The following is a 25,996-nucleotide window of genomic DNA, read 5'->3' on the forward strand; positions in this document are numbered from 1 at the left end:
CCAGCAGGATCGGGTTCAGGGCGGCGCGGTGCCGAGGGCGGGCGCCGGGCGCTCCCCCTCCGCCACGAGCGCCATGTTCAGCCGGGGGTCGTTGTACATCTTGAACTGGCGGTAGAGACCGAAGCGGGCCGTGCCCTCGCGGCACTCGGCGAGCAGCGCGTCGAGACAGCCCGCCAGCACCGAGCGTTGCAGGCTCATGCGCCGCTGTCTCGCCCCGCAGGCCTCGCGGTGGGCGTCGTCCACGTCCGCGCGCAGGGTCTGCCAGCCGAGGTGGTAGATCTTCAGGCTGGCGATGGAGAGCCTGTCGATGATCGAACCGGGTGTCTCGCTGTTCTGGCGGGCGCCGGGCCGTGCCCTGTCGCCCAGGGCGGCGGCGAACAGGTCGTCCATCCGCTCGACGGCGTCGTTGCGGGCTTGGTTGTAGCGGTCGATGGCGCGCTTGTTGGCGGCGATGGCCGCATCCGGCACGTGACGGCGGCGGGAGAGATCCTCCTCGCGCCAGAGCAGCATGTTGTGGCGGTGGTTGTCGGCCAGCGCGCGCCAGAGGGCGTCGACCCCGCCCGGCAGGTCCCAGCCCGCCCCGAAGAAGGCCGCCACGGCCTCATCGTGGAACGCAGCGACCTCGACGCTGAGGATCGCGGAGTGGTCCGGGCCGGTCACGGGCGTTTCGCGGCCATCGTGAGGCCGGCCAGGGTTGGTGGAACTGCGGTGATCATGCCGGATCGCCCCCGTGGCAATCCGGCCTATCTCATCGATTTCGATCTTCGGTACTACTGTTCGAGGATTGAGAATAATTGACGCAAACAATCTTCGATTGTGTTTCTGCCCTCGAACATCGACTGGCGCCCGATCAGAGGCTCAGCATCCGCACGAACAGCCCCGCCAGGACCGCACCCACGACAGGTCCGGCCACGGGGATCAGGGCGTAACCCCAATCGGAGGAGCCCTTGCCCGCGATGGGAAGCACGGCGTGGGCGATGCGGGGCCCGAGGTCGCGGGCGGGGTTGATGGCGTAGCCGGTGGTGCCGCCGAGGGACAGACCGATGCCCCAGACCAGCATGGCCACGAGGTAGGGCGCCACGCCCCGCGGGAAGGCGCCCGCGCTCCCCGACGTGGCCGTGACCAGGGCGGCGATGGTGAAGACGAGGAAGAAGGTGCCCACGATCTCCGAGATCATGTTGGCGGGGGCGCTGCGGATCGCCGGGCCGGTGCAGAACACGGCAAGCTTCAGATCCTGCTCCGGCGTTTCAGCCCAATGCGGCAGGTAATGCAGCCACACGATCACCGCGCCCAGGAAGGCGCCGAGGAACTGCGCCGGCAGGTAGACCGCGATCTTCGCGTAATCGCCGGTGCTGATCGCGCCGCCGATCGTCACCGCCGGATTGATATGCGCGTCGGGGCTGCCGGTGGCATTCGCCACGAACACCCCGGCGAGCACCGCGAAGGCCCAGCCGGCGGTGATGCCGATCCAGCCCATGGCCTCGCCCTTGGAGCGCTTCAGCAGCGCGCCCGCCACCACCCCGTCGCCGAGCACGATGAGCGTCATCGTGCCCAGCATCTCGCCCAGGAACGGCGATGCCATGACGTGTCCTCCCTTGGTTTCTTCGTTGAGTGTCTTGTCGTCATCGCGAGCGCAGCGAAGCGATCCAGGGTGGCGGGTCCTTTCAGGAGGTGGCGCGTCCCTCAATTGCTCCGGCTTCGCTCGCAAAGACGATGGGACGGCCGATCAATCCTCGTCGGCCTTCCAGTCGAAGGAGCGTTCCACCGCCCGGCTCCACATCGCCGCGGTGGTCTCCCGGCGGCCGGCATCCATCTGAGGGGTCCAGCGCTTGTCGACGCCCCAGTTGCGCTTGAGGTCGTCGAGGCCCTTCCAGTAGCCGACCGCGAGGCCGGCGACGTAGGCGGCGCCCAGCGCCGTCGTCTCGGAGACCTTCGGGCGGACCACCGGCACGTCGAGGATGTCGGCCTGGAACTGCATCAGCGTCCCGTTGGCGACCATGCCTCCGTCGGCCCGCAACTCCTTCACGGGAATGCCGGAATCCTTCGCCATGGCGGCCAGCACCTCGCGGGTCTGGAAGGCGGTCGCCTCCAGCACGGAGCGGGCGATGTGGCCGCGGTTGGCGTAGCGGGTCAGGCCGATGATCAGGCCGCGCGCGCCCTCGTTCCAGTGCGGCGCGTAGAGGCCGGAGAAGGCGGGCACGAAGTAGACGCCGCCATTGTCCTCGACCGTGGCGGCGAGGCTCTCGACCTCGGCCGAGTCCTTGATCATGTGCAGGTTGTCGCGCAGCCACTGCACCAGGGCGCCGGTGATGGCGATGGAGCCTTCGAGCGCATAGACCGGCTTCTGCCCGTCGAGGCGGTAGCCGAGGGTGGTCACGAGACCGGCCTTCGAGGGCACCGCCTCCTCGCCGGTGTTCATCAGCGCGAAGCAGCCGGTGCCGTAGGTGTTCTTGGCCTCGCCGGGGGTAAAGCAGGTCTGGCCGAACAGGGCCGCCTGCTGGTCGCCGAGGATGCCCGCGATGGGCACGCCCGCGAAATCGCCTGTCGCCTCGCCGTAGACCTCGCTGGAGGAGACGATTCTGGGCAGCATCGCCCGGGGGATGCCGAATTCCCTGAGCATCCCCTCGTCCCACTCAAGGGTCTTCAGGGACATCAGCTGCGTGCGGCTGGCATTGGTGACGTCGGTGGCGTGGAGGCCGCCGTCGGGGCCGCCGGTGAGGTTCCACAGGAGCCACGTGTCGACGTTTCCGAACAGCACGTCGCCCGCCTCCGCCTTGGCCAGCGCGCCCTCCACATGGTCGAGGAGCCAGCGCAGCTTGAGGCCGGAGAAGTAGCTCGCCAGCGGCAGGCCGGTGAGGTCGCGGAACCGGTCGCGCCCGCCCTGGTGGGCGAATTCCGACACGAGACGGTCGTTGCGGGTATCCTGCCAGACCAGGGCGTTGTGCAGGGGCTTGCCGGTCTTGGCGTCCCAGATGACTGTGGTCTCGCGCTGGTTGGTGATGCCGATGGCCGCGAGGTCCTTCGGGTTCAGGTTCCCCTTGGCCAGCGCGTCGCGCATCACCTTCTGCGTCTTCGCCCAGATCTCGGCGGCGTCGTGCTCGACATGGCCGGGGGCGGGGTAGATCTGCGCGTGTTCTTCCTGCGCGAGCGTGATCACCGTGCCTTCACGGTCGAACACCATGAAGCGGGTGCTGGTGGTGCCCTGGTCGATGGCCCCGACGTAACGGCTCATCGTCTCCTCCTTCGTAACGTTTCTTATGCCTCCCCCTCGTTGCGAGGGGAGATCTCAGTCGAACCCGATCGTCTCGGCGTCTCTGCGCGCGCCAGCGAAGCAATCCGGGGAGACGCCTCGCCTTCGGAAAGTCCCGTTGCCCGGGTTTGCTTCGCTGCGCTCGCAAGGACGGTGTGGTCGGTGGCGCGTCACGCCGCCTCGGCGCGCCGCGCGAGATACGCTTCGAGCCGGGCGGCGCTCTCCTGGCCCGTGCGGAGCCCGAGCTTGGAGCGCCGCCACAGGATGTCCTCGGCGGTCACCGCCCACTCGTTGCGGCGCAGGTAATCCACCTCCGCCGCCGTCAGGCCGCCGTCGAAGGCTTCGCCGAGGTCGGCGAGGGAGGTCGCGCTGCCGAGAAGGTCGTCCACGCGGGTCCCGTAGGCGCGGGCAAGCCGCCGGGCGAGTTCCTCCGGCAGGAAGGGGCGACGGCGGCGCAGGTCGGCGAGGAAGGTGTCGAAGTCGGCATCCTTCATGTCGCCGCCGGGCAGGATCCCCTCTCCGGTCCAGGCGGGCTTGAGATGCGGGAAGTACGGCGCCAGTTTCTCCAGCGCGTGCTCGGCGAGGCGCCGGTAGGTCGTGATCTTGCCGCCGAAGACCGAGAGCACCGGCAGGCGACCGCCCGCATCCTCCACGTCGAGGACGTAGTCGCGGGTGACGGCGGAAGCGTTCGCGGCTGCGTCGTCGTAGAGCGGGCGCACGCCGGAATAGCTCCACACCACGTCCGCCGGGCCGATCTTTGTGGCGAAGGACCGGTTGATGCAGGAGCAGAGGTAGTCGGTCTCTTCGGGGGAGATCGTCACCGGGCCGGGCTCGCCCTCGTACGGCACGTCGGTGGTGCCGATGAGCGTGAAGTCGTGCTCATAGGGAATGGCGAAGATGATGCGCTTGTCGGGCTGCTGCAGGATGTAGGCTTGGTCGCCCTCGAAGAGCTTGGGCACCACGATGTGGCTGCCCTTGATGAGGCGCACGGCGGCCCGGGAATTGACCCCCAGCGTGCCGCCGAGCGTCTTGCTCACCCACGGACCGGCGGCGTTGACGACCGCCCGGGCGCGCACGGTGCGCTCCCCGCCCGTGCGCTCGTCGCGCAGGTGGGCCACCCAGAGGTCGCCCTCGCGCCGGGCCGAGACGACGCCCGTCCGGGTCAGCACCTCGGCGCCGTGCCGGGTGGCGTCCATGGCGTTCAGCACCACGAGGCGGCTGTCCTCGACCCAGCAATCCGAATAGAGGAAGCCCTTGGTCAGCCGGTCCTGGAGCGGGCGGCCCACCGGAGACCGGCGGAGGTTGACCGATTCCGAACCCGGCAACGTGCGCAGGCGCGCCAAGTGGTCGTAAAGGAAAAGCCCGAGGCGCAGCAGCCACGCCGGGCGCAGACCCTCGTCGTGCGGCAGGACGAAGCGCAGGGGCCAGATGACGTGGGGGGCGAGGCGGAGCAGGCGCTCGCGCTCGGCCAGGGCCTCGCGGACGAGACGGAACTCGTAATACTCGAGGTAGCGCAGGCCGCCGTGGATCAGCTTCGTCGACGATGACGACGTGAAGCCGGCGAGGTCGCCGCGCTCCGCGAGCAGGACGGAGAGGCCGCGACCGGCGGCGTCCCGGGCGATGCCGGTGCCGTTGATCCCGCCGCCGACGACGAGAAGATCGTACGCGTCGGGCTCTCCGCGCGGGGGCGAGGCGGTCGCCATGGCTTCCTCCGTTTATCCGTTGGCCGTGATCCTACCCCCGATTCGTATTTTCGCAAGCGAAAGTTGAATGTTCGTTATGAGTCATCGGCCACGGCCAGGGCTACTCCCTCCCGTTCGAGCAGGGTGACGATGGCGGCTGGCGGCGGCCGGTCGGTGAAGAAGGTGTCGATCTGCGAGAGATGGCCCGCCTGCACCAGCGGGCGGCGGGTGAACTTGGTGTGGTCGGCCACGAGGAAGGTCCGCTTGGCATGGGCGAGGATCGCCTGCGTCGCCCGCACCTCCTCGTAGTCGTAGTCGAGGAGCGCGCCGTCGGCGTCGATGCCGCTGATGCCGATCACCGCCACGTCGACGCGGAACTGGCCGAGGGTGTCGCAGGTGAGTTGTCCGAGGACAGCGCCGTCCCGGTTGCGCACGGTGCCGCCCGCCACGACGATGCGGAAGGCCGTGATGTCCGCGAGCGACAGGGCGACGTGCAGGTTATTGGTGACGACGCTCAGGTCGTCGTGCCGGATCAGCTCCCGCGCCACCGCCTCGGGCGTCGTGCCGATGTTGATGAACACCGAGCAGTGCGAGGGGATGCGGCTCGCGGCCAGCCGCCCGATGCGGGTCTTCTCCGCCAGCAGCGTGACCTGCCGGTCGGCGTAGTCGATGTTCTCGACGCTGGAGGGCAGGCCGCCGCCGCCCCGGTAGCGCTCCAGCCGCCCCTCGGCGCTGAGCTCGTTGAGGTCCCGCCGGATCGTCTGGACTGTCACGCCGAACTGGAGCGCCAGGGCCTCGATGGTCATGAAGCCGCGCTGGCGCACGGCGACCACGATCGCGTCCCGCCGCGCCTCGACGTTTCCCGCCTCGACCCGGCCCTCGTTCGGTTGGACCACGCGCCCTCCCCTTCGTTTTCGCTTCGCAACATGTCCGCCTGCGATCCTGCGGAATCGCCGCGGGGGGAGCAACGGCCCGGCCGTGTCGCCCCCACGAAAAAGGCCCGCCGGATCGGCGGGCCTGCGACGTTCTGCGATGCGGCGGCCGGGGGACGACCTCCGGCCGGCCGGCCTCACATGCCGTGACGCATCGAGCGGCGGTGATGCATCTTGCGATGGTGGTGGTGCATCCGCTTGTGCATGGTGCGCTTGCGCATCATCGGGCGGGCCATCGGCGCGCCGGGAGCCTCCATCGCGGCGCCCTGAGCGGCCCGCTCCATCCCGCCGCGCGGACCACCGGCCTGGGAGCCCGACATGTTGTAGGGCGAGCCGCCCTGGGCGAAGGCCGAGCCGGCGATCAGGCTGAGCGCCGCGGCGCCGATCAGAAGAATCCTCATGTGCATTGTCCTTCGTTGACAACAGCGCGTCGCGAACGGGAAGCGTCGCCGCCGTTGCCTCGTGAAACCCGCTGGGAGGAATTGGTTCCGCTCGCGTTGCCTTTGCCCACAGGATCGGCGGCGGAGATTGGCGATTGCGCCGGAGCGATCTATCACGCTGTCTCAACGAACGTCTCATCCGGCCAGGGAGGGCTCGGTGTCGGCCCCACGCGCGGCGTCCCAGGCGAGCGCCTACCTGCTCCTCGACATCGCCGGCACGGAATGCGCCCTGCCCCGCTCGGCGGCGGCCGAGGTGCTGCCCCTGCCCGCCCTGAGCCGCCCTCCGGCCGACGGCGGCTGGCTCCTCGGCTTCGCCAACCTCGGCGGCCGGGCGCTGCCGGTCCTCGACCTCGCCCGCTTCCTCGGGTTGCGGGAGGGCGAAGCCGCCGCCGGGCTCTACGCCCACCTCGTCCTCGCGGGCGACCGGTCCCTCGCGTGGCTCGTCGACCGGGTCGTGGACCTCGTGAGCGTCCCTGAGGAGGCCCACCGCGCGGCGGAGCGGGAGGCGAGCCTGAACGGGTGCGTCGCCGGCGCGGTCGCCCTCGGCGACCGCCTCGTCCCCGTCCTCGATCCCGCGCGTCTGCTCACCGCCGCCGAGGCCGCCCGCATCGCGGCGCAGACCCGCGCCGCCGAGGCCCGCCTCGCCGCCGTTCCCGAGATCCTTGCCGACTCCTCTCCCGATCCATCTCCCCTTGGCCCGCCGGGCTGACGCGCATGAGCCGCCAGGGCCGCCAGGGCCGCGATCTCCACGCCGATCCGGCCTTCCCCGCGCTGAAAACGCGCCTGATCGCGCGCACGGGCCACGCCTACTACGCCGACAAGGACGACCTGCTCCTCGACCGTCTCCACCGGCGCCTCCGGGCGACGGGCCTCGCCGACCTCGCCACCTACGCCGCCCTCCTGTCCGACCTCGCCCGGGGCGAGGAGGAATGGAGGAAACTGGAGGCCGAGATCACCATCGGCGAGACCTTCTTCTTCCGCTACAGCGAGCAGTTCACGGCGCTGAGGACGACGATCCTGCCGGGTCTCGTCGAGGCGCGGGCCCGGGAGAAGGTCCTCAGGATCTGGAGCGCGGGCTGCTCCACCGGGGCGGAGCCGTATTCGCTCGCGATTCTCGTGCGGGAGCTTCTGGGCGAGGCCCTGCCCGACTGGCGGGTGAGCATCCTCGGCACGGATATCAGCATCGAGGCGTTGGCGACGGCGCGGGCGGCGGAATACGGCCGGTGGGCGCTGCGGACGATGCCGCCGGAAGAGCGCCTGCGCTATTTCAGTCATCTCCCCGCCCGGCCGGGCGTCCGCCGCGAGGGAGGCTTCGCCCTGCGGCCGGAGTTCCGGGAGATGGTGCGCTTCGCCCGGGGCAACCTCCTCGCCCTGGCCCAGCCCGGTGCCGTCGAGGGTGAGCCGTACGACCTGATCCTCTGCCGCAACGTCCTCATCTATTTCGACGCCGCGACGGTGCTGCGGGTGGTGCGCGGCCTCGGCCAGCGGCTGCGGCCCGACGGATGGCTGCTGCTCGGCCATGCCGAGCCGAACCCTGCCTTCTCGGCCTTCCTCGATCCGCTGAGCCTGCCCGGCACCGTCGCCTACCGGCCCGGCGGCCTCGGCGCCCCGCCCGTCCTGGCGCCCGACTGTCCCGCCGCGTTCGCGCCCCCGCCGTTCATCCCGGCCGATCCGCCGGAGGTCCACGCCGCACTGTCCGCCGTCTTGCCTCTGCCGGCCCCCTTGCCCGCGCCGACCGGAGTGACCGGGGAGGCCGGGCCGTCGGGTGATGGTCTGCCCGAGGTCCTCGAACCGGAGGAGGCGATCGCCCGCGTCCGCGCCCTGGCCGACGCGGGGGAGAGCGGAGCGGCGTGGCGGGCCCTGCGGGAGGCCATCGTCACGGAGCCGATGAATCCGCGCCTGCGCTTCTACGAGGGCCTCGTGGCCGGGAGCCTCGGGCGGGAGGCGGAGGCGGAACGCGCGCTGCGGGCGGCGCTCTACCTCGACCGCGACTTCGTGATGGCGCACTACCATCTCGGGATGATGCTCCTCGCTCAGGAGCGGTGGAGCGAAGCCCGGCGCACCCTCGACAACGCCCGCGCCCTGAGCCAAGCCCTCCCGCCCGATGCGCCCCTGCCCGAGGGGGACGGGGCGCTGGCCGCGGACGTGGCCGGCGGCGTAGCGCTCGCCCTGGCGACGGTGGCGTCGAGCCGGGCCGGGGATCGTGAGACGATGCGGGGTCCGGCGTGACGAGAGTGGATCCGACCGAGGCCGGCGCGCAGAGCCGGGGAGCCGCCCGCAGCCGCGACCTCATCGCGGCGCGCACCCTGGCGCTGGCCCGGCGCCGGGAGGGCGATGAGACCCGCGAGACGCCTACGACGCCCTTCCTCGTCTGCGCCTGCGGCGAGGACCGGTTCGGGATTCCCCTGGCGCGGGTGGCGCGGGTGATGGCCGGGCGGCCCTGCACGCCCGTGCCCGGCGCCGACCCGGCCGTGTCCGGCCTCGTCGCCCTGTCCGGCCGGATCGTCGGCGTCGTGGGCCTCGGCCGCGCCCTCGGCCGCCCCGCCCCGGACGACCCGGAGGAGGGCCATCTCGTGGTGCTGAGGGGCGAGCCGCCCGTCGCCCTCGCCGTCGGCCGCGCGCTCGGCATCGTCCAGGCCGCCGCCGGGCCGGAGGCGCCCGCCGGCACCACCCCCCTGGGAAACGGCCACGCACCGGGCTATGTCCCGGCGGCCGCCGGCCAGCCCGATTTCGTCATCGTCGATCCTTCGCCGCTGCTCCGGAGATTGCTGCCCTGATGCCAGAGACCCGGACCACGACCCTGACCCTGTCCATCGGACGACGCATCCTCCTCGGCTTCTTCGCCATCACGGCGGTGCTCGTGGCGCTCGGGCTCTACGCCATCGGGCAGGTCGGCGCCGTGCGCGAGACGACCGACCGCATCGTCGCCCGCGACCTGATGATGATGCGCCAGCTCGACGAGCTCGGGAACGAGACCCGGGACCTCGGCGTCCAGCGGCGCAACGCGGTGATCCACGCCCTCATGAAGGCGCTGGGCCACACCACCCGCGACGTCGACCTCGTGACGCCCTGGCGCAGGACGGCGGAGAAGACGGACAAGATCTTCGCGGATTTGATCTCCGAGGCGAACCGGTTCCGGTCCTCGTCGGTCTCCGCCGAGCGGGCCTCCACCTACGAACGGCTGTACGCCTCCCTGAACCAGGCGCTCGAGATCTACCGGCCCTACCGGGCGGCGAGCGAGACGCAGATCGTCCAGGCGTCCAAGGGCGACGTGCAGGGGATCGAGACCAGCAACGACGACATCGGGCGGCAGTACGTCGCCACGACCGGTGCCGTCGAGAAGGCGAGGGCCGCCCTCGACGAGAGCGTCGCCGTGGGCCAGAAGGCCGCCACCGAGATCTACGACAAGTCGTGGCTGTCGATCCTGCTGACGCTGTCGGCGGCGGTCGCGCTGGCGATGCTCGTGACCTACCTCGTCAGCCGCTCGGTGGTGCGGCCCCTCACCCGGGTGATGACCTTCGTCGGCACGGTGGGCGACGGCGACCTGACCGGGCGCCTGCGCCTGACCGGCAGCGACGAGATCGGCCGCCTGGGCCGGACCCTCGACGGCATGGTCGAGAGCCTGTCCGACCTCGCCCGCACCAACCGCTCCGCGACGGCCGACCTGAATGCCGCCGCCGCCGAGATCCGCGCCTCGGCGCAGGAGCAGGCCGCCTCGGTGGAGGAGCAGTTCGCCGCCGTGCAGGAGACGGCCGCCACCGTGGACGAGATCACCCATTCGGGCGCCCAGATCTCCAAGCGGGCGAGCGAGGTGATCGCCACGGCGCAGGCCACCGCCAAGACCTCGCGCCAGGGCCTGCGCGCGGTCTCGGACACCGCCCAGGCCATGGACGCGATCCGCGAGCAGGCCGAGGCGGTGGCGGGCAACATCGTCGCCGTGTCGGAGAAGACCCAGGCCATCGGCGAGATCATCGAGAGCGTCAACGACATCTCGGAGCGGACGCACCTTCTCGCCCTGAACGCGGCCATCGAGGCGGCGGCGGCGGGGGAGAGCGGGCGCAGCTTCGCGGTGGTGGCTTCGGAGATGAAGCTGCTGGCCGACCAGGCGAAGGCGGCCACCGGGCAGGTGCGCGCGATCCTCGGCGAGATCCAGCGGGGCATCAACACCTCGGTGATGCTGACCGAGGAGGCAGTGAAGCGCTCGGCCACCGGCAAGGCGCGCTCCGACACGACGCAACGCACGATCGAGGAGATCACGGCGCGAGTGGAGGAGAACGTGCAGACGTTCCAGCAGATCGTGGCCTCGACCAACCAGCAGCAACTCGGCATCGAGCAGGTCATGGGCGCGCTCCAGAACATCCGACAGGCGAGCCAGCAGACGGCCGCCGGCACCCGCGAGGTGGAGGCCGCCTCCGCCAACATGACCGAACTCGCCCAGGCCCTCATGGCCCTGGCGGAACGCTACCGCACCTGAGCCGCGGGCCCCGTGGCGACCGATATCCGACAGCTTCTCCTCGCGGCCTTCGACGTCGAGCACCGGGAGCACGTCGCCGCGATCCGCCTCGCCCTGCGCGCGAGCGATCCGGACTGGAACGACGTCTTCCGCCGGGCCCACAGCCTGAAGGGCGCCTCGCGGGCGGTGGATCTGCCCGCCGTGGAGGCGGTGTCCCACCGGCTGGAGAGCCTGTTCGAGCGGGTTCGCACCGGGGCCCTCGCCCTCGACCGGGACAAGGCCTCCGCCGTGGATCTCGCCCTCGACCGGATCGAGGCGTATGTGGCCGGCTTCGACGGCGGCGCGGGCCCGGAGATGCCCGGCGACGCGATCGCCGCCCTCGACCGGTGCCTCGGTGCCGGGCCATCGGACGAGGCCGAGCCTGCCCCGGTGGCCCCCGGATCGGTGGACCCTGCTCCGGCAGCCCCTCCGCCGCCGCAGCCTCCCGCCATCGGCCCCGGAGCGCCGCCCCCCGAGCCGCCGCCCTCCCCGGCGCAGGACAAGTCGGGGGACGCGCCGGAGCCCGCCGCCGCCTTCCTCCGCGTGCCCGCCGAGACGGTGTCCGCCCTGCTGCGGGCCAGCGCCGACCTCGGCACCTCCCTCGCCGCCAAGGCCAGCGCCGCCGAGGGCACCGCCCGCGTGGCGGCGGCGATTCGCGACCTTCGCCTCAGGGCCGAGGCCCTGGCCGGCGCCCAGGCCGATCCGGCTTTGCGGGCCCTGGCCGCGGGCCTCGCGACCCTGGCGCGGGAGGCCACCGAGTCGTCGAGACGGCAGGCGGCGGCCCTGAACGCCGTGGAGGGCGCGGCGTCGCGGGTCCGGGTCGAGACCGAGCGGCTCGCCCTCGTCCCCGCCGAGACCGTGCTCGGCCCCCTCGCCCGGTCCATCCGGGAAACCGCCAGGGAGGCGGGCCGCGACCTCGACGTCGCCGTGAGCGGCCTCGATCTGCCGGTGGAGCGCGCGACGCTCCAGGCCCTGAAGGACCCGCTGCTCCATGCGCTCCGCAACGCCCTGAGCCATGCGTGGCAGCCGGCGGCGATCCGCGCCGCGCAGGGCAAGCCCGAGGCCCTCGCCCTCCACCTGGAGGTGGCGGTGCGCGGGGGACGCCTGCGCGTGGCGGTCCACGACGACGGCCCCGGCCCCGACCTCGCCCGCATCGCCGCCACCGCCCGGGACAGGGGCCTCCTTGCGGAGGAAGGGCCGGCCGATCCCGAGACGCTGCTGCGGCTCGTCTTCGAACCGGGCTTCTCCACGGCGGAGGCGGTCGATTCCCTCTCGGGACGCGGCTATGGCCTCTCGGTGGCCGCCGATGCCGCCCGCGCCCTGCAGGGCACCGTCCGGCTGGAGCCGCGCTCGCCCGCCGGGACGACCCTGGCCTTCAGCCTGCCCCTCTCGGCCGCGCGGCGCAGCCTGCTCCTCGTCCAGGCGGGGAGGCATGCCTGCGCCCTGCCCTCCTCCGCCGTCGCGAGGCTGGTGCGCCTGCCCCGCGGGGGCCTGCCCCAGGCGATGGGCCGGACGATGCTGCCGGGGGTGGCGGCGGCAACCGGCCCCGGCGACGCCACGGATTCCGGTGCCCTGCCCCTGTCCGATCTCGCCGGGCTCCTCGGCGTTGCGACCGGCGGCGAGGGCGCGAACCCCGTCGCCGTGGTGCTGCGCACCGCCCACGGCCCCCTGGCGCTGGCCGTCGATCGCCTCGACGACGTGCGCTCGCTCCTCGTGCTCCCGGTGCCGGAGGTCGGCGCGGATCCCGGCCTGATCGCCGGGACCGCGATCCTCCAGGGTGACGTGCCGGTGCTGGTCCTCGACCCGGACGGCCTCGCCGCGCGGGCCTCCTCCGCCGGAACCCCGGGCCGGGCGCCACGTTCGGATCTCGAGTCGGCATCCGCGCCGCGCGGACGCGCCACCCGGGCGACGATCCTCGTGGTGGACGACTCGATCACAACACGCACCTTGGAGAAGGGCATCTTGGAGGCGGCAGGTTACCGCGTCGTGGTCTGCGTCGACGGTCAGGACGCCCTGGACCGCCTCCGGGCGGAGGTCGAGCCGGTGGATCTGGTCCTGGCCGACGTGGAGATGCCGCGCCTCGACGGGTTCGGCCTGATCGCGGCCCTGCGCGCCGACGAGCGCTTTGCCCGCCTGCCCGCCGTGCTGATGACCTCGCGCGGTGACGCGGAGGACGTCGCCCGCGGCCTCGACCTCGGCGCCGACGCCTATCTGACGAAGCAGACCTTCGACCAGCGCAAGCTCCTCGACACGATCGGTCAACTCCTGTGATCGACGCGGCTTTGGGCATGGGCGCGTCCCGCGCCGTCTTGTCGCCGCCAAACCGGATCGGGGCGATGCGTCCCCGGCCGATGCGGCCCGCTCCGCGGCTCCGCCGGGACCGGGTGTCCGGCGGGGATGATTTCGACGGCGCGACGAATCCTCGGTGTCGTTGCGCGCGACAGCTTAGCCATCCCTACACGCGCTTTATCGGTGGGCGTGTCGCTGCCCTGGCAACGACGGAGGGGCACGCGATCCCTCCGGTCAGACTTCTGGGAGTAAATCCGTGAGCCCTGTCCGGGTGATGATCGTCGAGGACAGCCTCGTGGTCCGCGAGCTTCTCCGCTACATCGTCTCGAAGGATCCCCGCCTCGAACTCGTCGCGGCGGTGGCCTCCGGCGAGGAGGCGCTCGCCGCCATCGCGGGGGCGCGGCCCGACGTCATCTCCATGGACATCCGCCTGCCGGGCATTGACGGGCTCGAGACCACGCGGCGGATCATGGCCGAGCGGCCGACCCCCATCGTCGTGGTGGCGGGGGCGGTGGAGGATGCCGGGCTCCACATCTCGATGAACGCGCTCCGCGCCGGGGCCCTCTCCGTGGTGGAGAAGCCCGTGGCGACGACGCATGCGGGCTACGAGGTCGTCGCCAACGAGATCTGCACCCAGCTCCGCATCATGGCCCAGGTCCCGGTGATCCGCCGCCGGTCGATCGGCTCCGAGTGGAACGCCCGTAACGGCCTGGCGGCGCCCGCCTCTGTGCCCGTCCCGGCCTCGGCCCTCGGCCAGCAGCCGGCCATGCTCGGCATCGCCGCCTCGACCGGCGGTCCTCCGGCGCTGGCCCGGGTGATCGGCGCCCTGCCGAAGGACTTCCCGCTGCCCATTCTCCTCGTGCAGCACATGGGGCCGGCCTTCATGGACGGGTTCGCCGGCTGGCTCGACAGCGTCGTGCCCCTCCCCGTCGCGATCGCCCGCGACGGCGAGCGCGCCGAGGCGGGCCGCGTCTACGTCGCCCCCGGCGACCGCCACCTCGAACTCGGCTCCAACTGCATCCTCCGGCTGATCGACTCGGCACCGGTCTCGGGCCAGCGCCCGGCGGCGACGGTGCTGTTCCGCTCCATGGCCCGGCAGCTCGGCGCTTCGGGGCTCGGCGTCCTCCTCACCGGCATGGGCGAGGACGGGGCACTGGGCCTCGCCGACATGCACGCCGCCGGTGCGCAGACCGTCGCGGAGGACGAGTCCACCGCCGTGGTCTATGGGATGCCCGCGGCGGCAGTGCGCCTCGGCGCGGCGCGGGCGGTGCTGCCCCTCGACCGGGTGGCCCCCCACCTCCTCCGCCTCGCCATGCCGGGGGGCGCAACGGGAGGCGCGCCGTGACGGCCGCGGGCGGGAACGAGCCGGCCCGCATCCTCCTCGTGGAGGATTCCGAGACGCAGGCCCTCGAACTGCGCCTGTTCCTCGAAGCCAACGGCTTCTCCGTCACCCGTTGCGCCACCGCCGAGACCGCCCTCGACGCCCTGAATGAGGCGCAGCCGGACCTCGTCGTCGCGGACTACCATCTGCCGGGCATGAACGGCGACGAGCTGATCCGGCAGATGCGCCTGTCCCTGCGCACCCGCGCCCTGCCCGTGCTGATGCTGACCGGGGGCAGCGGCGGCGAGCGCCAGGGCCTCGAGAGCGGCGCCGACGCCTACCTCCCGAAATCCGCCGACCGGGACCTGATGGTCCTGCGCATCCGCGCCCTGCTGCGCGAGCGGCGGGCGGGGAGCGACGAGGCCAGCCCCGCCTCGGCCGCCTTCCGGCGGGGGCGGATCCTCGTCGTGGATTCGAGCGCCACGTACCGCACCTTCCTCGCCGGGCTGCTCGGGCAGAACGGACACCGTGTCACCGTCGCGGAGGGTCCGGAATCGGCCCTCAAGGCCCTCGACGACCCGGACGGCGCCTTCGACTGCGTGACCATCGACCTCCTGGGCCACGCCTATGACGGCCTCGCCCTCTGCCGGGAGATCGCGCTGCGCCGCGAGGGGGCGGTCGGGGCCGGGTTCCACCTCGTGGCCATCTCCGGCAGCGATCCGGCCAAGGACTTCCTGGTCGAGGCCTTCGCCGCCGGGGCGGACGACGTGGTGGCCAAGACCGACGCCGAGGTGCTGGCCCTGCGGGTGCGCAGCTTCGTCCGCCGCCGCCTGCTGGAGGAGGACGACCGCCGCATCGCCGGGGAGTTCGGCGACCGTGAGCGGGAAGTGGAGCGCGCCCGCGCGGAGGCCGACGCCGCCGAGGCGCGGGCCGGCCTCGCCGACGCGCTGGAGCGCGCGAACCGGGACCTCGCCGACGCCAACCGCCGCCTCACCGAGGCCCAGGCCAAGCTCGTCCAGGCCGCCAAGATGGCGAGCCTCGGCGAGCTGGTGGCGGGCATCGCCCACGAGATCAACAATCCCCTGGCCTTCATCCTCGCCCACCAGGGCACCGTCGAGCGCCTGCTCGCCGGCCTGCGGGAGGCCGACCGCGAGGCGGCGGAACGGGCCATCGACAAGGCGACGAGCCGGGTCGGCGCCATGCGCCTCGGCCTCACCCGCATCCAGGACCTCGTCCTGAACCTGCGCAAATTCTCCCGCCTCGACGAGGGCGAACGCGCGCTGGTCAACGTGCCGGAGTCGATCGAGACCGTCCTCGCCCTGCTCCAGCACAAGCTCGGCGACCGGATCGCCGTCGACAGGACCTTCGCCGGGCGGCCGGAGATCCACTGCACGCCTGCGCTGCTCAACCAGGTGGTGATGAATATCCTCGGGAACGCCGCCGACGCGATGCCGGAGGGTGGAACGATCGGCATCGAGACCCGTTCGACCGACACGCTCGATGAGATCCGCATCAGCGACACGGGGCCCGGCATCCCACAGGACCTGCGCGAGAAGATCTTCGAACCTTTCTTCACCACGAAGCCGGTCGGCGCCGGGACCGGCCTCGGATTGGCGATTGCCTACAGTGTCGTTCAAGCCCATAGCGGCTCCCTCGGCGTCGAGACCGCCCCCGGTGGAGGAGCCTGCTTCGTGATCGGTATTCCGCGGCAGGCGGCATAGGTATGAGCGAGAACGCGGCACACGGCGGGATGCGGGGAACGATCCTGGCCGTCGATGACGAGCCGGACATCCTGATCGCCCTCGAGGATCTCTTCGAGGACCGCTACCGTGTGCTCACCACCTCCAAGCCGGCGGAGGCCCTGGAGATCCTCCGGGCCGAGCCCGACATCGCCGTCATCGTCTCCGACCAGCGGATGCCGGGGCTCACCGGCGACGCCCTGCTGGCCGAAGCCCGCGCCTTCCATGACGCGCAGGCGATCCTCCTCACGGGCTATGCCGACATCACCGCCGTGATCGCCGCCCTCAACCGGGGCGGCATCGTCGGCTACGTCACCAAGCCCTGGGATCCCGGCATCCTGCGCGGCACCGTCGCCCAGGCCTACGAGCGCCACCGGCTCGGCCGGAACCTCGCCACCGAGCGAGCACTGCTGCGCGGCCTCCTCGACCATTCCGCCGACGCCATCAGCTTCAAGGACGCGCAGGCGCGCTTCGTGCGCCTGAACGCCAGGAAGGCCGCCCTCCTCGGCCGGGAGGTCGGCGATTGCCTCGGCCGCAGCGAGGCCGACCTCTCTGGGCCGCCCGGGGGGACGCGGGCCGACGACGACGCGATCCGGCTCGGCAGCGTCAGCGAAAGCCTGACCGGCGACGGGCCCGCCGGCGCGGAACGCTGGAGCCAGGTGACCCGCGTGCCGATCCGCGACGGGAGCGGCGCCGTCGCCCACCTCGCGGTGATCGAGCGCGACGTGACCGAGCAGAAGAGCATGGAGGCGCGCCTGCGCCAGTCCGACAAGATGCAGGCGCTCGGCACCCTCGCGGGGGGCATCGCCCACGACTTCAACAACCTCCTCACCGCGATCCTCGGCAGCCTGGAGCTCGCCGGGCCGAAGGTCGCGGACCAGCCGCGGGTGCAACGCCTCATCGAGAACGCCCGCGGGGCGGCGGAACGGGGCGCCTCCCTCACCAAGCGGCTCCTCAGCTTCAGCCGCGCCCACGACCTCCAGGCCCGCGCGACGGACGTGAACGCCCTGATCGTGGGGATGAGCGACCTCTTCAGCCGCAGCCTCGGCGGCCTCGTGAGCGTGCGCACGGACCTCGCCCCCGACCTGCCGGCGGCCCAGGTCGATCCCGACCAGCTCGAACTCGCCGTCCTGAACCTCTGCATCAACGCCCGGGACGCGATGCCGGAGGGCGGGACCATCACCGTCTCCACCCGCCGTCTGACGATCGAGAAGGATCCCGAGATCGGCGACGGCGACTATCTCGCCATCCGCGTGGAGGATGAGGGCACCGGCATCCCGGACGAGATTCTGCGCCGCGTCTGCGAGCCGTTCTTCACCACGAAGGCGGTGGGCCAGGGCACCGGCCTCGGCCTCGCCATGGTGTTCGGCCTCGCCCAGCAATCCAAGGGGCGGCTCGCCATCGAGAGCGAGGTCGGGCGCGGCACGAAGGTGGAACTCGCCCTGCCCTTCTCCGCCGCCGCGCCCCAGGCCGAGGCCGGGCAGGTGGCGCCGATCCGGGTGGCCGAGCGGCCCGCGCGGATCCTCGTGGTCGACGACGACCCGGAGGTCCGGCACGTCACCGTCTCCTTCCTGGAAGGCTTCGGCTACGACGAGACCGAGGCGCCCGACGGGGCCGCCGCCCTCGATCTGCTCACCCGCGAGCGCTTCGACCTCGTGCTCGCCGACCTCGCCATGCCCGGCATGAGCGGGGTAGAGCTCGCCGCGGCGGTCCGCGCCCTCGTGCCCGGCCTGCCGGTGCTGATCCTCACCGGCCACGCCGACGCCATGCAGATCCCCGACGACCTGCCGGTGTTGGCCAAGCCCTTCCGCTCCGCCGACCTCGCCCAGCGCGTCTCGGAACTGCTCGGTCAGGGCCGGACGGGCTAGGCTCGGAGACCCGCCGCCGGAGGCCGTCCCACGGGGCGAGTGAGGTGGCCTTGTCCGCCATCCCGCCGTCATTGCGAGTGAAGCGATCCAGGGCGGCGCCACGGCCTGAGAACGGCCATCCGCCCCTGAATTGCTCCGCTCCTCTCGCGATGACGAGAGAGGGTGCCCCCTCAGCGAGCCGCCATCGCCGCTTCCCGCGCCTTCACGATGGCCACCACCGTGTCGTTGACCGGCGTCGCGACACCATGGCGGCGCCCCAGCCGGGGAATCGCGCCGTTGATGGCGTCCACCTCGCCGCGGATGCCGGCCTCGTGGTCCAGCAGCATCGACGGCTTGGCGTGGGGGATCTTGCCGCCGAGCGTGCGGATATGCGCGATGGGATCGCCCACCTCTAGGTGCACGCCCGCCGCCTGGGCGACGGCGACGGCCTCCCGGGCGCAACCCTCGGCCACCGCCCAGGCGTTTTCGTCGGCCATGATGCCGCCAATGGTGAGCCCCGTGACCACGCTCGGACCGGAGAAGGTCACGTTCATGATCAGCTTCTCCCACACCATCCGGCCGATGTCGTCGAACAGCTTCACGGTGAAGCCCGCCTCCTCCCACACCCGGGCGGAGGTCTCCAGGCGCGGACGGGGCAGCCCGGCGAGGGCGCCGAAGCGGATCATCTCCATGCCGTTGTGGTGGATGTGCCCGGGCGCCCTCATGGAGGCGCCGAAGCCGCCGACGACGCCCACCGCGATCCGGTCCGCCCCGAGGATCTCCGCCGCCACCTCCGGTGAGCCGAGGCCGTTCTGGATGGTCTGCACCACCGTTTCGGGCCCGAGGAGCGGCAAGCAGCTCTCCGCCGCCTCCGCCACGTCGAAGGCCTTCGTCGCGACGATCACCAGATCGCAGGGGCCGATGCCGTCGGTGCCCGTTCCGGCGCTGGCGAGGCGGACGGTGCGGTCGCCGCTCTTACCCTCGACCCGAAGCCCCGATTCGGCCATCGCCGCCGCGTGATCCGGCCAGGACGTGACGGCGTGGACCTCGTGCCCTGCGGACACCATCAACGCAGCGTAGACGGAGCCCATGGCTCCGCAACCGACGATCGCCACCTTGGCCATTGCGCTTCCTCCACCGTCCCTGATTCCGGCGGTCACGGGGTCTACCGCCCCTTGCCGAATAGGAACAAACCAAGTACAAAATCCTGACGAGGGACGCGTTGTGATTGGCGCCCTTCCTCTTCATAAGGAGCCTCGCCAGATGGCCCAGCCCGCGCTGAAAGTGGTTGATATGCCCCCCGCAGACAAGGACAAGTCGAAGGCGATCGACGCCGCCCTGTCGCAGATCGAACGGGCCTTCGGCAAAGGCTCGATCATGCGGCTGGGCAAGAACGACAAGGTCCAGGAGGTCGAGACGATCTCCACCGGCTCGCTCGGGCTCGACATCGCGCTCGGCGTCGGCGGCCTGCCGCGCGGTCGCGTGATCGAGGTGTACGGGCCGGAATCCTCGGGCAAGACCACGCTCGCCTTGCACACCATCGCCGAGGCCCAGAAGAAGGGCGGCGTCTGTGCCTTCGTCGATGCCGAGCACGCCCTCGATCCGGTTTACGCCCGCAAGCTCGGGGTGAACCTCGACGATCTGCTGATCTCCCAGCCCGATACGGGCGAGCAGGCCCTGGAGATCACCGACACGCTGGTGCGCTCCGGCGCCATCGACGTGCTGGTGGTCGACTCCGTGGCGGCGCTGACGCCGCGCGCCGAGATCGAGGGTGAGATGGGCGAGAGCCAGCCCGGTCTCCAGGCCCGCCTGATGAGCCAGGCCCTGCGCAAGCTGACGGGCTCGATCTCGCGCTCGAACTGCATGGTCATCTTCATCAACCAGATCCGCATGAAGATCGGGGTGATGTACGGCTCGCCGGAGACGACGACGGGCGGCAACGCCCTGAAGTTCTATGCTTCGGTGCGCCTCGACATCCGCCGCATCTCGACGCTCAAGGAGCGTGACGAGGCCATCGGCAACCAAGTCCGCGTGAAGGTGGTGAAGAACAAGGTCGCCCCGCCCTTCAAGCAGGTTGAGTTCGACATCATGTTCGGCGAGGGCATCTCGAAGGTCGGCGAGCTCATCGACCTCGGCGTGAAGGCCGGCATCGTCGAGAAGTCCGGCGCGTGGTTCTCCCACGACAGCCAGCGCCTCGGGCAGGGCCGCGAGAACTCGAAGGGCTTCCTGCGCGACAACCCGGAGATCGCCGCGAAGATCGAAGGCATGATCCGCCAGAATTCCGGCCTCGTGGCCGAGAAGATCCTGGAGAACGCCAAGCCGACCGAGGACGAATTGGACCCCGGCGAGGCATAGGCCGCCGCATTATCCAATTGACGGAGAACAAAGGCCCCGGAGAAATCCGGGGCCTTTTGCATGTCCACCGTCATTGCGAGCGCAGCGAAGCAATCCAGGGATGCGCTACGTTCGGTGAGCGCCCGCTGCCCTGGATTGCTTCGCTGCGCTCGCAATGAAGACACAGCAGCTCAATCCAAGTTGAACTGATGCTGCCTCACCCACCACCGAGGACGGATGCTCCAAAAATGGACCGCCCTCGAACGCAAAACGGCGAAGCGATCCCGAACAGGATCGCTTCGCCGTTGAGCTGTTCGCACGATGAGCGTGGTCGAGCGGTGAGCCCGACCGCGGCTCAGGCGGCTTCGCCGGCTCCGGCTTCGACTGCAGCCGGATCACCCTCGACGAGCTTCCAGGTCTTCAGCTTGGAGAGCGGACGGCACTCCTCAATGAACACCGTCTGCCCGACCTTGGCCGCATTGGCCTCGTCGTGGGCGTGGTAGTTCTTCGAACGGCGGACGGTCTTCTTCATCACCGGGTGGGTGAAGCGGCGCTCCACCTTCACGATGACGGTCTTCTCGCCCTTGTCGCTGACGACGACGCCCTGCAGGACGCGCTTCGGCATGATCTTCTCCTCAAGCCTTGGCGGCGGACGCGAGCGTCTTCTGACGCTGCAGGGTCCGCACGCGGGCGATGTCCCGCCGCACCTCACGGATGCGGGCGACGTTCTCGAGCTGGCCGGTGGCCCCCTGGAAGCGCAGGTTGAACTGCTCCTTCTTGAGGTTCAGCAACTCGTCGGCGAGCTGGTCAGGCGAGAGCGCCTTCAGGTCCGAGTGGCGTTGGGTGGTCTTCACGGGCGATCTCCTCAGTCGGCGATGCGCGTGATGATGCGCGTGCGCACCGGCAGCTTCGCCGCGCCGAGGCGCAGGGCCTCGCGGGCGATCTCGGCGGCGACGCCATCGACCTCGAACATGATGCGCCCGGGGTGGATGCGCGCGGCCCAGAAGTCCGGCGCGCCCTTACCCGAGCCCATGCGGACTTCGGTCGGCTTGGTCGAGACCGGCACGTCCGGGAACACCCGGATCCACACGCGGCCCTGACGCTTCATCTCGCGCGTGATGGCGCGGCGGGCGGCTTCGATCTGGCGGGCGGTGACGCGCTCGGGCTCCATCGCCTTCAGGCCGAACTGCCCGAAGTTCAGGTCGAAGCCGCCCTTGGCCGCACCGTGGATGCGGCCCTTGAACTGCTTACGGAACTTGGTCTTCTTGGGTTGCAGCATGGCTTACCTCACGCGTGCTCGCGCTCGCGACGGGGCCGGTCACGACCGCCCTCACCGTCACGCTCGCGGCGCCCGCCGGAGCGGCCGCCCTCTTCCTGGGCCTTTTTGTCCTGGGCCATCGGATCGTGCTCGAGGATCTCGCCCTTGAACACCCACACCTTGATACCGCAGGTGCCGTAGGTCGTGAACGCCGTGGCGGTCCCGTAATCGACGTCGGCCCGCAGCGTGTGCAGCGGAACGCGGCCCTCGCGGTACCACTCCTGACGGGCGATCTCGGCGCCGCCGAGACGGCCGGAGCAGTTGATCCGGATGCCCTCGGCGCCGAGACGCATGGCCGACTGCACGGCGCGCTTCATGGCGCGACGGAAGGCGACGCGGCGCTCGAGCTGCTGGGCGATCGAGTCGGCCACCAGGGTGGCATCGATCTCGGGCTTGCGCACCTCGACGATGTTGATGGTCACGTCGGCCTTGGTCATCGTGCCGACGAGCTTGCGCAGCTTCTCGATGTCCGCGCCCTTCTTGCCGATCACCACGCCCGGACGACCCGAGTGGATGGTGACGCGGCACTTCCGGTGCGGGCGCTCGATCACGATCTTGGAGACCGCGGCCTGCTTCAGCTGCTTGGTGAGGGCGGCGCGGATCGCGACGTCCTCGTGCATGAGCTTCGCGTATTCGCCCTTGTTGGCGAACCAGCGGGAGTCCCAGGTCCGGTTGATGCCGAGCCGGAGACCGATCGGGTTGACTTTCTGACCCATCAGATCCTCCTCAGGCCGCTTCAGCCGCGCGCACTTCGCGAACCACGATCGTGAGGTTCGAGAAGGGCTTCAGGATGCGCGCGCCGCGGCCGCGGGCACGGGCGTGGAAGCGCTTCAGGACCAGCGCCTTGCCCACGAAAGCCTGGCTGACGACGAGGTCGTCGACATCCAGATCGTGGTTGTTCTCGGCGTTGGCGATCGCGCTTTCGAGGCACTTCTTCACATCGGTGGCGATGCGCTTGCGGGAGAACTGGAGATCGGCGAGCGCCGTCTCGACCTTCTTGCCGCGGATGAGCTGCGCCACGAGATTCAGCTTCTGCGGGGAGACGCGCAACATGCGCGCCACCGCCTTGGCCTCGTTCTCGGGGAGCGCGCGGGGGGTAGCCTGCTTGCCCATATCAGCGCCTCTTCGCCTTCTTGTCGGCCGCGTGGCCGGGGAAGGTGCGGGTCGGCGAGAACTCGCCGAACTTGTGACCGACCATTTCCTCGGTGACGTAGACCGGAATGTGCTTGTGGCCGTTGTGAACGCCGAAGGTGAGTCCGACGAACTGCGGCAGGATCGTGGAGCGACGGCTCCAGATCTTGATGACCTCGGAGCGCGAGGAACCCCGCGCCGCCTCGGCCTTCTTGAAGAGGTAGCCGTCGACGAACGGCCCCTTCCAGAGAGAGCGTGCCATGGTGGTTACTTCTTGCGGTTGTGGCGGCTGGACAGGATGAAGACGTCGGTCCGCTTGTTGGACCGGGTCTTCTTGCCCTTGGTGGGCACACCCCAAGGCGTGACCGGGTTACGGCCGCCGGAGGTGCGGCCCTCGCCGCCGCCGTGCGGATGGTCGACCGGGTTCATCGCCACGCCGCGGTTGTGCGGGCGCTTGCCGAGCCAGCGGTTCCGCCCGGCCTTGCCGAGCGAGATGTTCATGTGGTCCGGGTTCGACACCGCACCCACCGTCGCGAAGCACTGGCCGTGCACGAGACGCTGCTCGCCCGAGTTCAGGCGCACCGTCACGTAGCCCTGGTCGCGGCCGACGATCTGAGCGTAGTTGCCGGCGGAGCGGGCGATCGCGCCACCCTTGCCGATCTTCAGCTCGACATTGTGGACGATCGTGCCGACGGGCATGGAGCCGATCGGGCCGGCATTGCCCGGCTTGATGTCCACGTTGGCGCCAGCCACCACCTTGTCTCCGGCGGCGAGCCGCTGGGGAGCCAGGATGTAGCTCTGCTTACCGTCGGGATAGTTGATCAGCGCGATGAACGCCGTGCGGTTCGGATCGTACTCGATCCGCTCCACCGTCGCCGTCACGTTGAGCTGGTCGCGACGCTTGAAGTCCACGTTGCGCAGGGCGCGCTTGTGACCACCGCCGCGGAACCGAACGGTCACGCGGCCGAGATTGTTGCGGCCGCCCGAGGAGCTCTTGCCCTCGGTCAGGGCCTTCACCGGCTTGCCCTTGTAGAGCTCACGGCGGTCCACGAGCACGAGCTGGCGCAGGCTCGGCGTGACCGGTTTAAAAGTCTTCAAAGCCATCGGCTCGTCCTCGATCCGTCCTCAGAGCCCGGTGGTGACGTCGATCGTGTGGCCTTCGGCCAGGGTCACGATCGCTTTCTTCACATCCGAGCGCTGGCCGCGAAGCCCGCGGAACACTTTCTTCTTGCCCTTGGTGATGAGCGTGTTGACGCCCGTCACCTTCACGTCGAACAGCTTTTCGACCGCTTCCTTGATCTGCGGCTTGGTGGCCTTCGGGGCGACCCGGAAGACGACCTTGTTCTGCTCGGTCAGGTTCGTCGCCTTCTCGGTGATGACCGGGGAGACGATGATGTCGTAGTGGCGCGGATCGGCACTCATTTGAAACGCTCCTCCAGCGCGTTGACCGCCGCCTTCGTGAGCACGAGCTTGTCGCGGCGCAGGATGTCGTAGACGTTGATGCCCTGAACGGGCAGCACGTCGATCTGCGGGATGGCGCGGGCGGCGCGACCGAAGTTCACGTCGACCTCGGCACCGCCGATGATCAGGGCGTTCGAGAGGCCCAGCTTGCCGAAGGTCTCCAGGAGGCCCTTCGTCTTGTGGGTATCGACCGTGATATCGTCGACGACGATCAGCGTCTCGGCCTTCGCCTTCGAGGAGAGGGCGTGGCGGAGAGCCAGCGCGCGCACCTTCTTGGGGAGGTCGTGGCTGTGGTCGCGGACGACGGGACCGAAGGCCCGGCCACCGCCGCGGAACTGCGGGGCGGAGGCAGCGCCATGACGGGCGTTGCCGGTACCCTTCTGCTTGTAGAGCTTCTTCCGGGTCCGGTTCACATCCGAGCGGTTCTGCACGGCATGGGTGCCGGCGCGCCGCTTGGCGAGCTGCCAGCGGACCATGCGCTGAAGCAGGTCCGCGCGGGGCTCCAGACCGAAGATCTCTTCGTTCAGATCGACCGAGCCGGCACCGGCTCCGTCGAGGGTGGTGACATCAAGCTTCATCACGCATTCTCCTCAGCCGCAGGGGCCTCGGGGGCGGTTTGAGACGCCTCGGCGGACGAACCGTTCTCACGGAACTTGCCCGGCAGCGGCACGTCGGCGGGCAGCTTGCGCTTGATCGAGTCGCGGATCTGGATCCAGCCACCAGCCACGCCCGGAACCGCGCCCTCGACGAGGATCAGGCCCCGCTCGGGATCGGTACGCACGACGCGCAGGTTCTGGGTCGTCACCCGCTCGACACCGAGGTGGCCCGGCATCTTCTTGTTCTTGAAGGTCTTGCCCGGATCCTGGCGGCCACCGGTCGAACCGATCGAGCGGTGGGAGATCGACACGCCGTGGGTGGCGCGCAGACCGCCGAAGTTCCAGCGCTTCATACCGCCGGCGAAACCCTTACCCGTGGTGGTGCCCGTCACGTCGACGAACTGACCCGGGATGAAGTGGTCGGCCGTGATCTCGGCGCCGACCGGGATCAGCGCGTCCTCGGACACGCGGAACTCGGCGAGCTTCTTCTTCGGCTCCACCTTGGCGACCGCGAAGCGGCCACGCTCGGCGGCGGAGACGTTCTTGACCTTGGCCTTGCCGACACCGACCTGCAGCGCGACGTAGCCGTTCTTTTCTATCGTGCGGTGGGCAACCACCTGGCACTGATCGACCTTGAGCACGGTGACCGGCACATGCTCCCCCGCGTCCGTAAAGACGCGGGTCATGCCGACCTTCTGTGCGATGACCCCTGAGCGCATAGGTATCTCCCCCGCGCGGTGAAACGGTAAGCTCTGAGCCCTCAGGGCCTCAGAGCTTGATCTCCACGTCGACGCCGGCAGCGAGGTCGAGCTTCATCAGCGCGTCCACGGTTTGGGGCGTCGGATCGACGATGTCGAGAACGCGCTTGTGAGTGCGCATCTCGAACTGCTCGCGCGACTTCTTGTCGATGTGGGGCGAGCGGTTGACGGTGAAGCGCGCGATATGCGTCGGCAGCGGGATCGGACCCCGGATCTGCGCGCCCGTACGCTTCGCCGTCGAGACGATCTCGCGGGTCGAGGCATCAAGGATGCGGTGATCGAACGCCTTGAGGCGAATGCGAATGTTTTGACCGTTCATGACCTTCGGGCCTTGAGAGGGAGGGCGGGGGGCGGATTCCCGCCGCTCCCTTCAGGTTCTGTTGTTGGCGATCAGTCGTTGATGGCG

At 70.4% G+C, this 25,996-nt stretch carries 27 protein-coding genes; 9 read left to right on the forward strand and 18 right to left on the reverse strand.

The features are described from left to right. Positions 1 to 15: 15 nt before the first annotated feature. The 6 genes from MFF06_RS18285 to MFF06_RS18310 all read right to left on the reverse strand — a co-directional run bounded on the left by MFF06_RS18285 (position 16) and on the right by MFF06_RS18310 (position 6,265). Positions 16 to 660: a DUF4254 domain-containing protein gene (locus tag MFF06_RS18285; RefSeq protein ID WP_238206613.1), complete on the reverse strand. Its 645-nt coding sequence runs from the start codon at positions 658 to 660 to the stop codon at positions 16 to 18. A gap of 190 nt (positions 661 to 850) precedes the next feature. Continuing rightward, the gene (locus MFF06_RS18290) at positions 851 to 1,582 is read right to left on the reverse strand and encodes an MIP/aquaporin family protein (protein ID WP_238206614.1); all 732 of its coding nucleotides are present in this window, start codon (positions 1,580 to 1,582) and stop codon (positions 851 to 853) included. 144 nt (positions 1,583 to 1,726) lie between these two features. Continuing rightward, complete coding sequence (gene glpK, locus MFF06_RS18295) at positions 1,727 to 3,232, reverse strand: glycerol kinase GlpK (protein WP_238206615.1); 1,506 nt, start codon at positions 3,230 to 3,232, stop codon at positions 1,727 to 1,729. 188 nt (positions 3,233 to 3,420) lie between these two features. Continuing rightward, positions 3,421 to 4,953 carry a glycerol-3-phosphate dehydrogenase gene (glpD, locus tag MFF06_RS18300; protein WP_238206616.1) on the reverse strand — a complete coding sequence of 511 codons (1,533 nt, stop codon included), beginning with the start codon at positions 4,951 to 4,953 and terminating at the stop codon, positions 3,421 to 3,423. Positions 4,954 to 5,027: 74 nt separating this feature from the next. Beyond that, entirely contained in the window at positions 5,028 to 5,828 is an 801-nt protein-coding gene (locus tag MFF06_RS18305) for a DeoR/GlpR family DNA-binding transcription regulator (RefSeq protein WP_238206617.1), read from the reverse strand. A gap of 173 nt (positions 5,829 to 6,001) precedes the next feature. After that, positions 6,002 to 6,265, reverse strand: a complete 264-nt coding sequence (locus MFF06_RS18310; RefSeq protein ID WP_238206618.1) for a hypothetical protein — start codon at positions 6,263 to 6,265, stop codon at positions 6,002 to 6,004. A 196-nt stretch (positions 6,266 to 6,461) separates the two neighbouring features. Here MFF06_RS18310 and MFF06_RS18315 point away from each other — a divergent pair, with 196 nt between their 5' ends. From MFF06_RS18315 to MFF06_RS18350, 8 genes are all read left to right on the forward strand, one after another. After that, positions 6,462 to 7,013, forward strand: coding sequence for a chemotaxis protein CheW (locus MFF06_RS18315; protein ID WP_238206620.1), 552 nt, complete (start codon positions 6,462 to 6,464; stop codon positions 7,011 to 7,013). A gap of 5 nt (positions 7,014 to 7,018) precedes the next feature. Then, positions 7,019 to 8,533 (forward strand): CheR family methyltransferase, encoded by a 1,515-nt coding sequence (locus tag MFF06_RS18320; RefSeq protein ID WP_238206622.1) that lies wholly within the window; start codon positions 7,019 to 7,021, stop codon positions 8,531 to 8,533. A gap of 5 nt (positions 8,534 to 8,538) precedes the next feature. Continuing rightward, positions 8,539 to 9,081: a chemotaxis protein CheW gene (locus MFF06_RS18325; RefSeq protein ID WP_238206624.1), complete on the forward strand. Its 543-nt coding sequence runs from the start codon at positions 8,539 to 8,541 to the stop codon at positions 9,079 to 9,081. Further along, the gene (locus tag MFF06_RS18330) at positions 9,081 to 10,778 is read left to right on the forward strand and encodes a methyl-accepting chemotaxis protein (protein ID WP_238206626.1); all 1,698 of its coding nucleotides are present in this window, start codon (positions 9,081 to 9,083) and stop codon (positions 10,776 to 10,778) included. The genes MFF06_RS18325 and MFF06_RS18330 overlap by 1 nt, the downstream gene beginning before the upstream one ends. A 12-nt stretch (positions 10,779 to 10,790) precedes the next feature. After that, entirely contained in the window at positions 10,791 to 13,067 is a 2,277-nt protein-coding gene (locus tag MFF06_RS18335) for a hybrid sensor histidine kinase/response regulator (RefSeq protein WP_238206628.1), read from the forward strand. A 292-nt stretch (positions 13,068 to 13,359) separates the two neighbouring features. Next, a complete protein-coding gene (gene cheB / locus MFF06_RS18340) occupies positions 13,360 to 14,430 on the forward strand; it encodes a chemotaxis-specific protein-glutamate methyltransferase CheB (RefSeq protein WP_238206665.1) in 1,071 nt (356 codons plus the stop codon). Next, positions 14,427 to 16,127 (forward strand): response regulator, encoded by a 1,701-nt coding sequence (locus tag MFF06_RS18345; protein ID WP_238206629.1) that lies wholly within the window; start codon positions 14,427 to 14,429, stop codon positions 16,125 to 16,127. The genes cheB and MFF06_RS18345 overlap by 4 nt, the downstream gene beginning before the upstream one ends. A 2-nt stretch (positions 16,128 to 16,129) precedes the next feature. After that, the gene (locus MFF06_RS18350; RefSeq protein ID WP_238206630.1) at positions 16,130 to 18,013 is read left to right on the forward strand and encodes a response regulator; all 1,884 of its coding nucleotides are present in this window, start codon (positions 16,130 to 16,132) and stop codon (positions 18,011 to 18,013) included. 170 nt (positions 18,014 to 18,183) lie between these two features. Here the strand turns inward: MFF06_RS18350 and MFF06_RS18355 are convergent, their stop codons facing one another. Further along, positions 18,184 to 19,116 carry a ketopantoate reductase family protein gene (locus MFF06_RS18355; RefSeq protein WP_238206631.1) on the reverse strand — a complete coding sequence of 311 codons (933 nt, stop codon included), beginning with the start codon at positions 19,114 to 19,116 and terminating at the stop codon, positions 18,184 to 18,186. A gap of 169 nt (positions 19,117 to 19,285) precedes the next feature. Between MFF06_RS18355 and recA the strand changes: the two genes are divergently transcribed. After that, positions 19,286 to 20,347 (forward strand): recombinase RecA, encoded by a 1,062-nt coding sequence (gene recA, locus MFF06_RS18360; protein ID WP_370876755.1) that lies wholly within the window; start codon positions 19,286 to 19,288, stop codon positions 20,345 to 20,347. Positions 20,348 to 20,681: 334 nt separating this feature from the next. On the opposite strand, the gene rpsQ is transcribed toward recA, so the two are convergent. Genes rpsQ through rpsJ form a run of 11 tightly spaced genes read right to left on the reverse strand, consistent with a single transcriptional unit; the run spans position 20,682 to position 25,909 of the window. After that, complete coding sequence (gene rpsQ, locus MFF06_RS18365; RefSeq protein WP_238206633.1) at positions 20,682 to 20,951, reverse strand: 30S ribosomal protein S17; 270 nt, start codon at positions 20,949 to 20,951, stop codon at positions 20,682 to 20,684. Between the two features lie 10 nt (positions 20,952 to 20,961). Continuing rightward, positions 20,962 to 21,180: a 50S ribosomal protein L29 gene (rpmC, locus tag MFF06_RS18370; protein WP_238206634.1), complete on the reverse strand. Its 219-nt coding sequence runs from the start codon at positions 21,178 to 21,180 to the stop codon at positions 20,962 to 20,964. An 11-nt stretch (positions 21,181 to 21,191) separates the two neighbouring features. Further along, entirely contained in the window at positions 21,192 to 21,605 is a 414-nt protein-coding gene (gene rplP / locus MFF06_RS18375) for a 50S ribosomal protein L16 (RefSeq protein WP_238206635.1), read from the reverse strand. 8 nt (positions 21,606 to 21,613) lie between these two features. Further along, positions 21,614 to 22,360, reverse strand: coding sequence for a 30S ribosomal protein S3 (gene rpsC, locus MFF06_RS18380; protein ID WP_238206636.1), 747 nt, complete (start codon positions 22,358 to 22,360; stop codon positions 21,614 to 21,616). A gap of 10 nt (positions 22,361 to 22,370) precedes the next feature. Then, positions 22,371 to 22,757, reverse strand: coding sequence for a 50S ribosomal protein L22 (gene rplV, locus MFF06_RS18385; RefSeq protein ID WP_238206638.1), 387 nt, complete (start codon positions 22,755 to 22,757; stop codon positions 22,371 to 22,373). A 1-nt stretch (position 22,758) separates the two neighbouring features. After that, positions 22,759 to 23,037, reverse strand: a complete 279-nt coding sequence (gene rpsS, locus MFF06_RS18390) for a 30S ribosomal protein S19 (protein ID WP_238206640.1) — start codon at positions 23,035 to 23,037, stop codon at positions 22,759 to 22,761. Between the two features lie 5 nt (positions 23,038 to 23,042). After that, a complete protein-coding gene (gene rplB / locus MFF06_RS18395) occupies positions 23,043 to 23,879 on the reverse strand; it encodes a 50S ribosomal protein L2 (RefSeq protein ID WP_238206642.1) in 837 nt (278 codons plus the stop codon). 21 nt (positions 23,880 to 23,900) lie between these two features. Beyond that, positions 23,901 to 24,197 (reverse strand): 50S ribosomal protein L23, encoded by a 297-nt coding sequence (locus MFF06_RS18400; RefSeq protein ID WP_238206644.1) that lies wholly within the window; start codon positions 24,195 to 24,197, stop codon positions 23,901 to 23,903. After that, positions 24,194 to 24,814, reverse strand: a complete 621-nt coding sequence (gene rplD, locus MFF06_RS18405) for a 50S ribosomal protein L4 (protein WP_238206646.1) — start codon at positions 24,812 to 24,814, stop codon at positions 24,194 to 24,196. Before rplD ends, MFF06_RS18400 begins: the two co-directional genes overlap by 4 nt. After that, entirely contained in the window at positions 24,814 to 25,551 is a 738-nt protein-coding gene (gene rplC, locus MFF06_RS18410; protein ID WP_238206648.1) for a 50S ribosomal protein L3, read from the reverse strand. The genes rplD and rplC overlap by 1 nt, the downstream gene beginning before the upstream one ends. A 49-nt stretch (positions 25,552 to 25,600) precedes the next feature. After that, positions 25,601 to 25,909, reverse strand: a complete 309-nt coding sequence (gene rpsJ / locus MFF06_RS18415) for a 30S ribosomal protein S10 (protein WP_238206654.1) — start codon at positions 25,907 to 25,909, stop codon at positions 25,601 to 25,603. Between the last annotated feature and the right edge of the window lie 87 nt (positions 25,910 to 25,996).

This window comes from Methylobacterium aerolatum (assembly GCF_022179085.1).
GTDB classification, from domain to species: Bacteria; Pseudomonadota; Alphaproteobacteria; order Rhizobiales; family Beijerinckiaceae; genus Methylobacterium; species Methylobacterium aerolatum.

Excerpts from the sequence above, each read along its gene's own strand:
- MFF06_RS18290 (WP_238206614.1), bottom strand. The coding sequence starts at position 1,582 with ATGGCATCGCCGTTCCTGGGCGAGATGCTGGGCACGATGACGCTCATC.
- glpK (WP_238206615.1), bottom strand. The coding sequence starts at position 3,232 with ATGAGCCGTTACGTCGGGGCCATCGACCAGGGCACCACCAGCACCCGC.
- glpD (WP_238206616.1), bottom strand. The coding sequence starts at position 4,953 with ATGGCGACCGCCTCGCCCCCGCGCGGAGAGCCCGACGCGTACGATCTT.
- MFF06_RS18310 (WP_238206618.1), bottom strand. The coding sequence starts at position 6,265 with ATGAGGATTCTTCTGATCGGCGCCGCGGCGCTCAGCCTGATCGCCGGC.
- MFF06_RS18320 (WP_238206622.1), top strand. The coding sequence starts at position 7,019 with ATGAGCCGCCAGGGCCGCCAGGGCCGCGATCTCCACGCCGATCCGGCC.
- MFF06_RS18330 (WP_238206626.1), top strand. The coding sequence starts at position 9,081 with ATGCCAGAGACCCGGACCACGACCCTGACCCTGTCCATCGGACGACGC.
- cheB (WP_238206665.1), top strand. The coding sequence starts at position 13,360 with ATGATCGTCGAGGACAGCCTCGTGGTCCGCGAGCTTCTCCGCTACATC.
- MFF06_RS18350 (WP_238206630.1), top strand. The coding sequence starts at position 16,130 with ATGAGCGAGAACGCGGCACACGGCGGGATGCGGGGAACGATCCTGGCC.
- MFF06_RS18355 (WP_238206631.1), bottom strand. The coding sequence starts at position 19,116 with ATGGCCAAGGTGGCGATCGTCGGTTGCGGAGCCATGGGCTCCGTCTAC.
- recA (WP_370876755.1), top strand. The coding sequence starts at position 19,286 with ATGCCCCCCGCAGACAAGGACAAGTCGAAGGCGATCGACGCCGCCCTG.
- rpsQ (WP_238206633.1), bottom strand. The coding sequence starts at position 20,951 with ATGCCGAAGCGCGTCCTGCAGGGCGTCGTCGTCAGCGACAAGGGCGAG.
- rplP (WP_238206635.1), bottom strand. The coding sequence starts at position 21,605 with ATGCTGCAACCCAAGAAGACCAAGTTCCGTAAGCAGTTCAAGGGCCGC.
- rpsC (WP_238206636.1), bottom strand. The coding sequence starts at position 22,360 with ATGGGTCAGAAAGTCAACCCGATCGGTCTCCGGCTCGGCATCAACCGG.
- rplV (WP_238206638.1), bottom strand. The coding sequence starts at position 22,757 with ATGGGCAAGCAGGCTACCCCCCGCGCGCTCCCCGAGAACGAGGCCAAG.
- rpsS (WP_238206640.1), bottom strand. The coding sequence starts at position 23,037 with ATGGCACGCTCTCTCTGGAAGGGGCCGTTCGTCGACGGCTACCTCTTC.
- rplB (WP_238206642.1), bottom strand. The coding sequence starts at position 23,879 with ATGGCTTTGAAGACTTTTAAACCGGTCACGCCGAGCCTGCGCCAGCTC.
- MFF06_RS18400 (WP_238206644.1), bottom strand. The coding sequence starts at position 24,197 with ATGAGTGCCGATCCGCGCCACTACGACATCATCGTCTCCCCGGTCATC.
- rplD (WP_238206646.1), bottom strand. The coding sequence starts at position 24,814 with ATGAAGCTTGATGTCACCACCCTCGACGGAGCCGGTGCCGGCTCGGTC.
- rplC (WP_238206648.1), bottom strand. The coding sequence starts at position 25,551 with ATGCGCTCAGGGGTCATCGCACAGAAGGTCGGCATGACCCGCGTCTTT.
- rpsJ (WP_238206654.1), bottom strand. The coding sequence starts at position 25,909 with ATGAACGGTCAAAACATTCGCATTCGCCTCAAGGCGTTCGATCACCGC.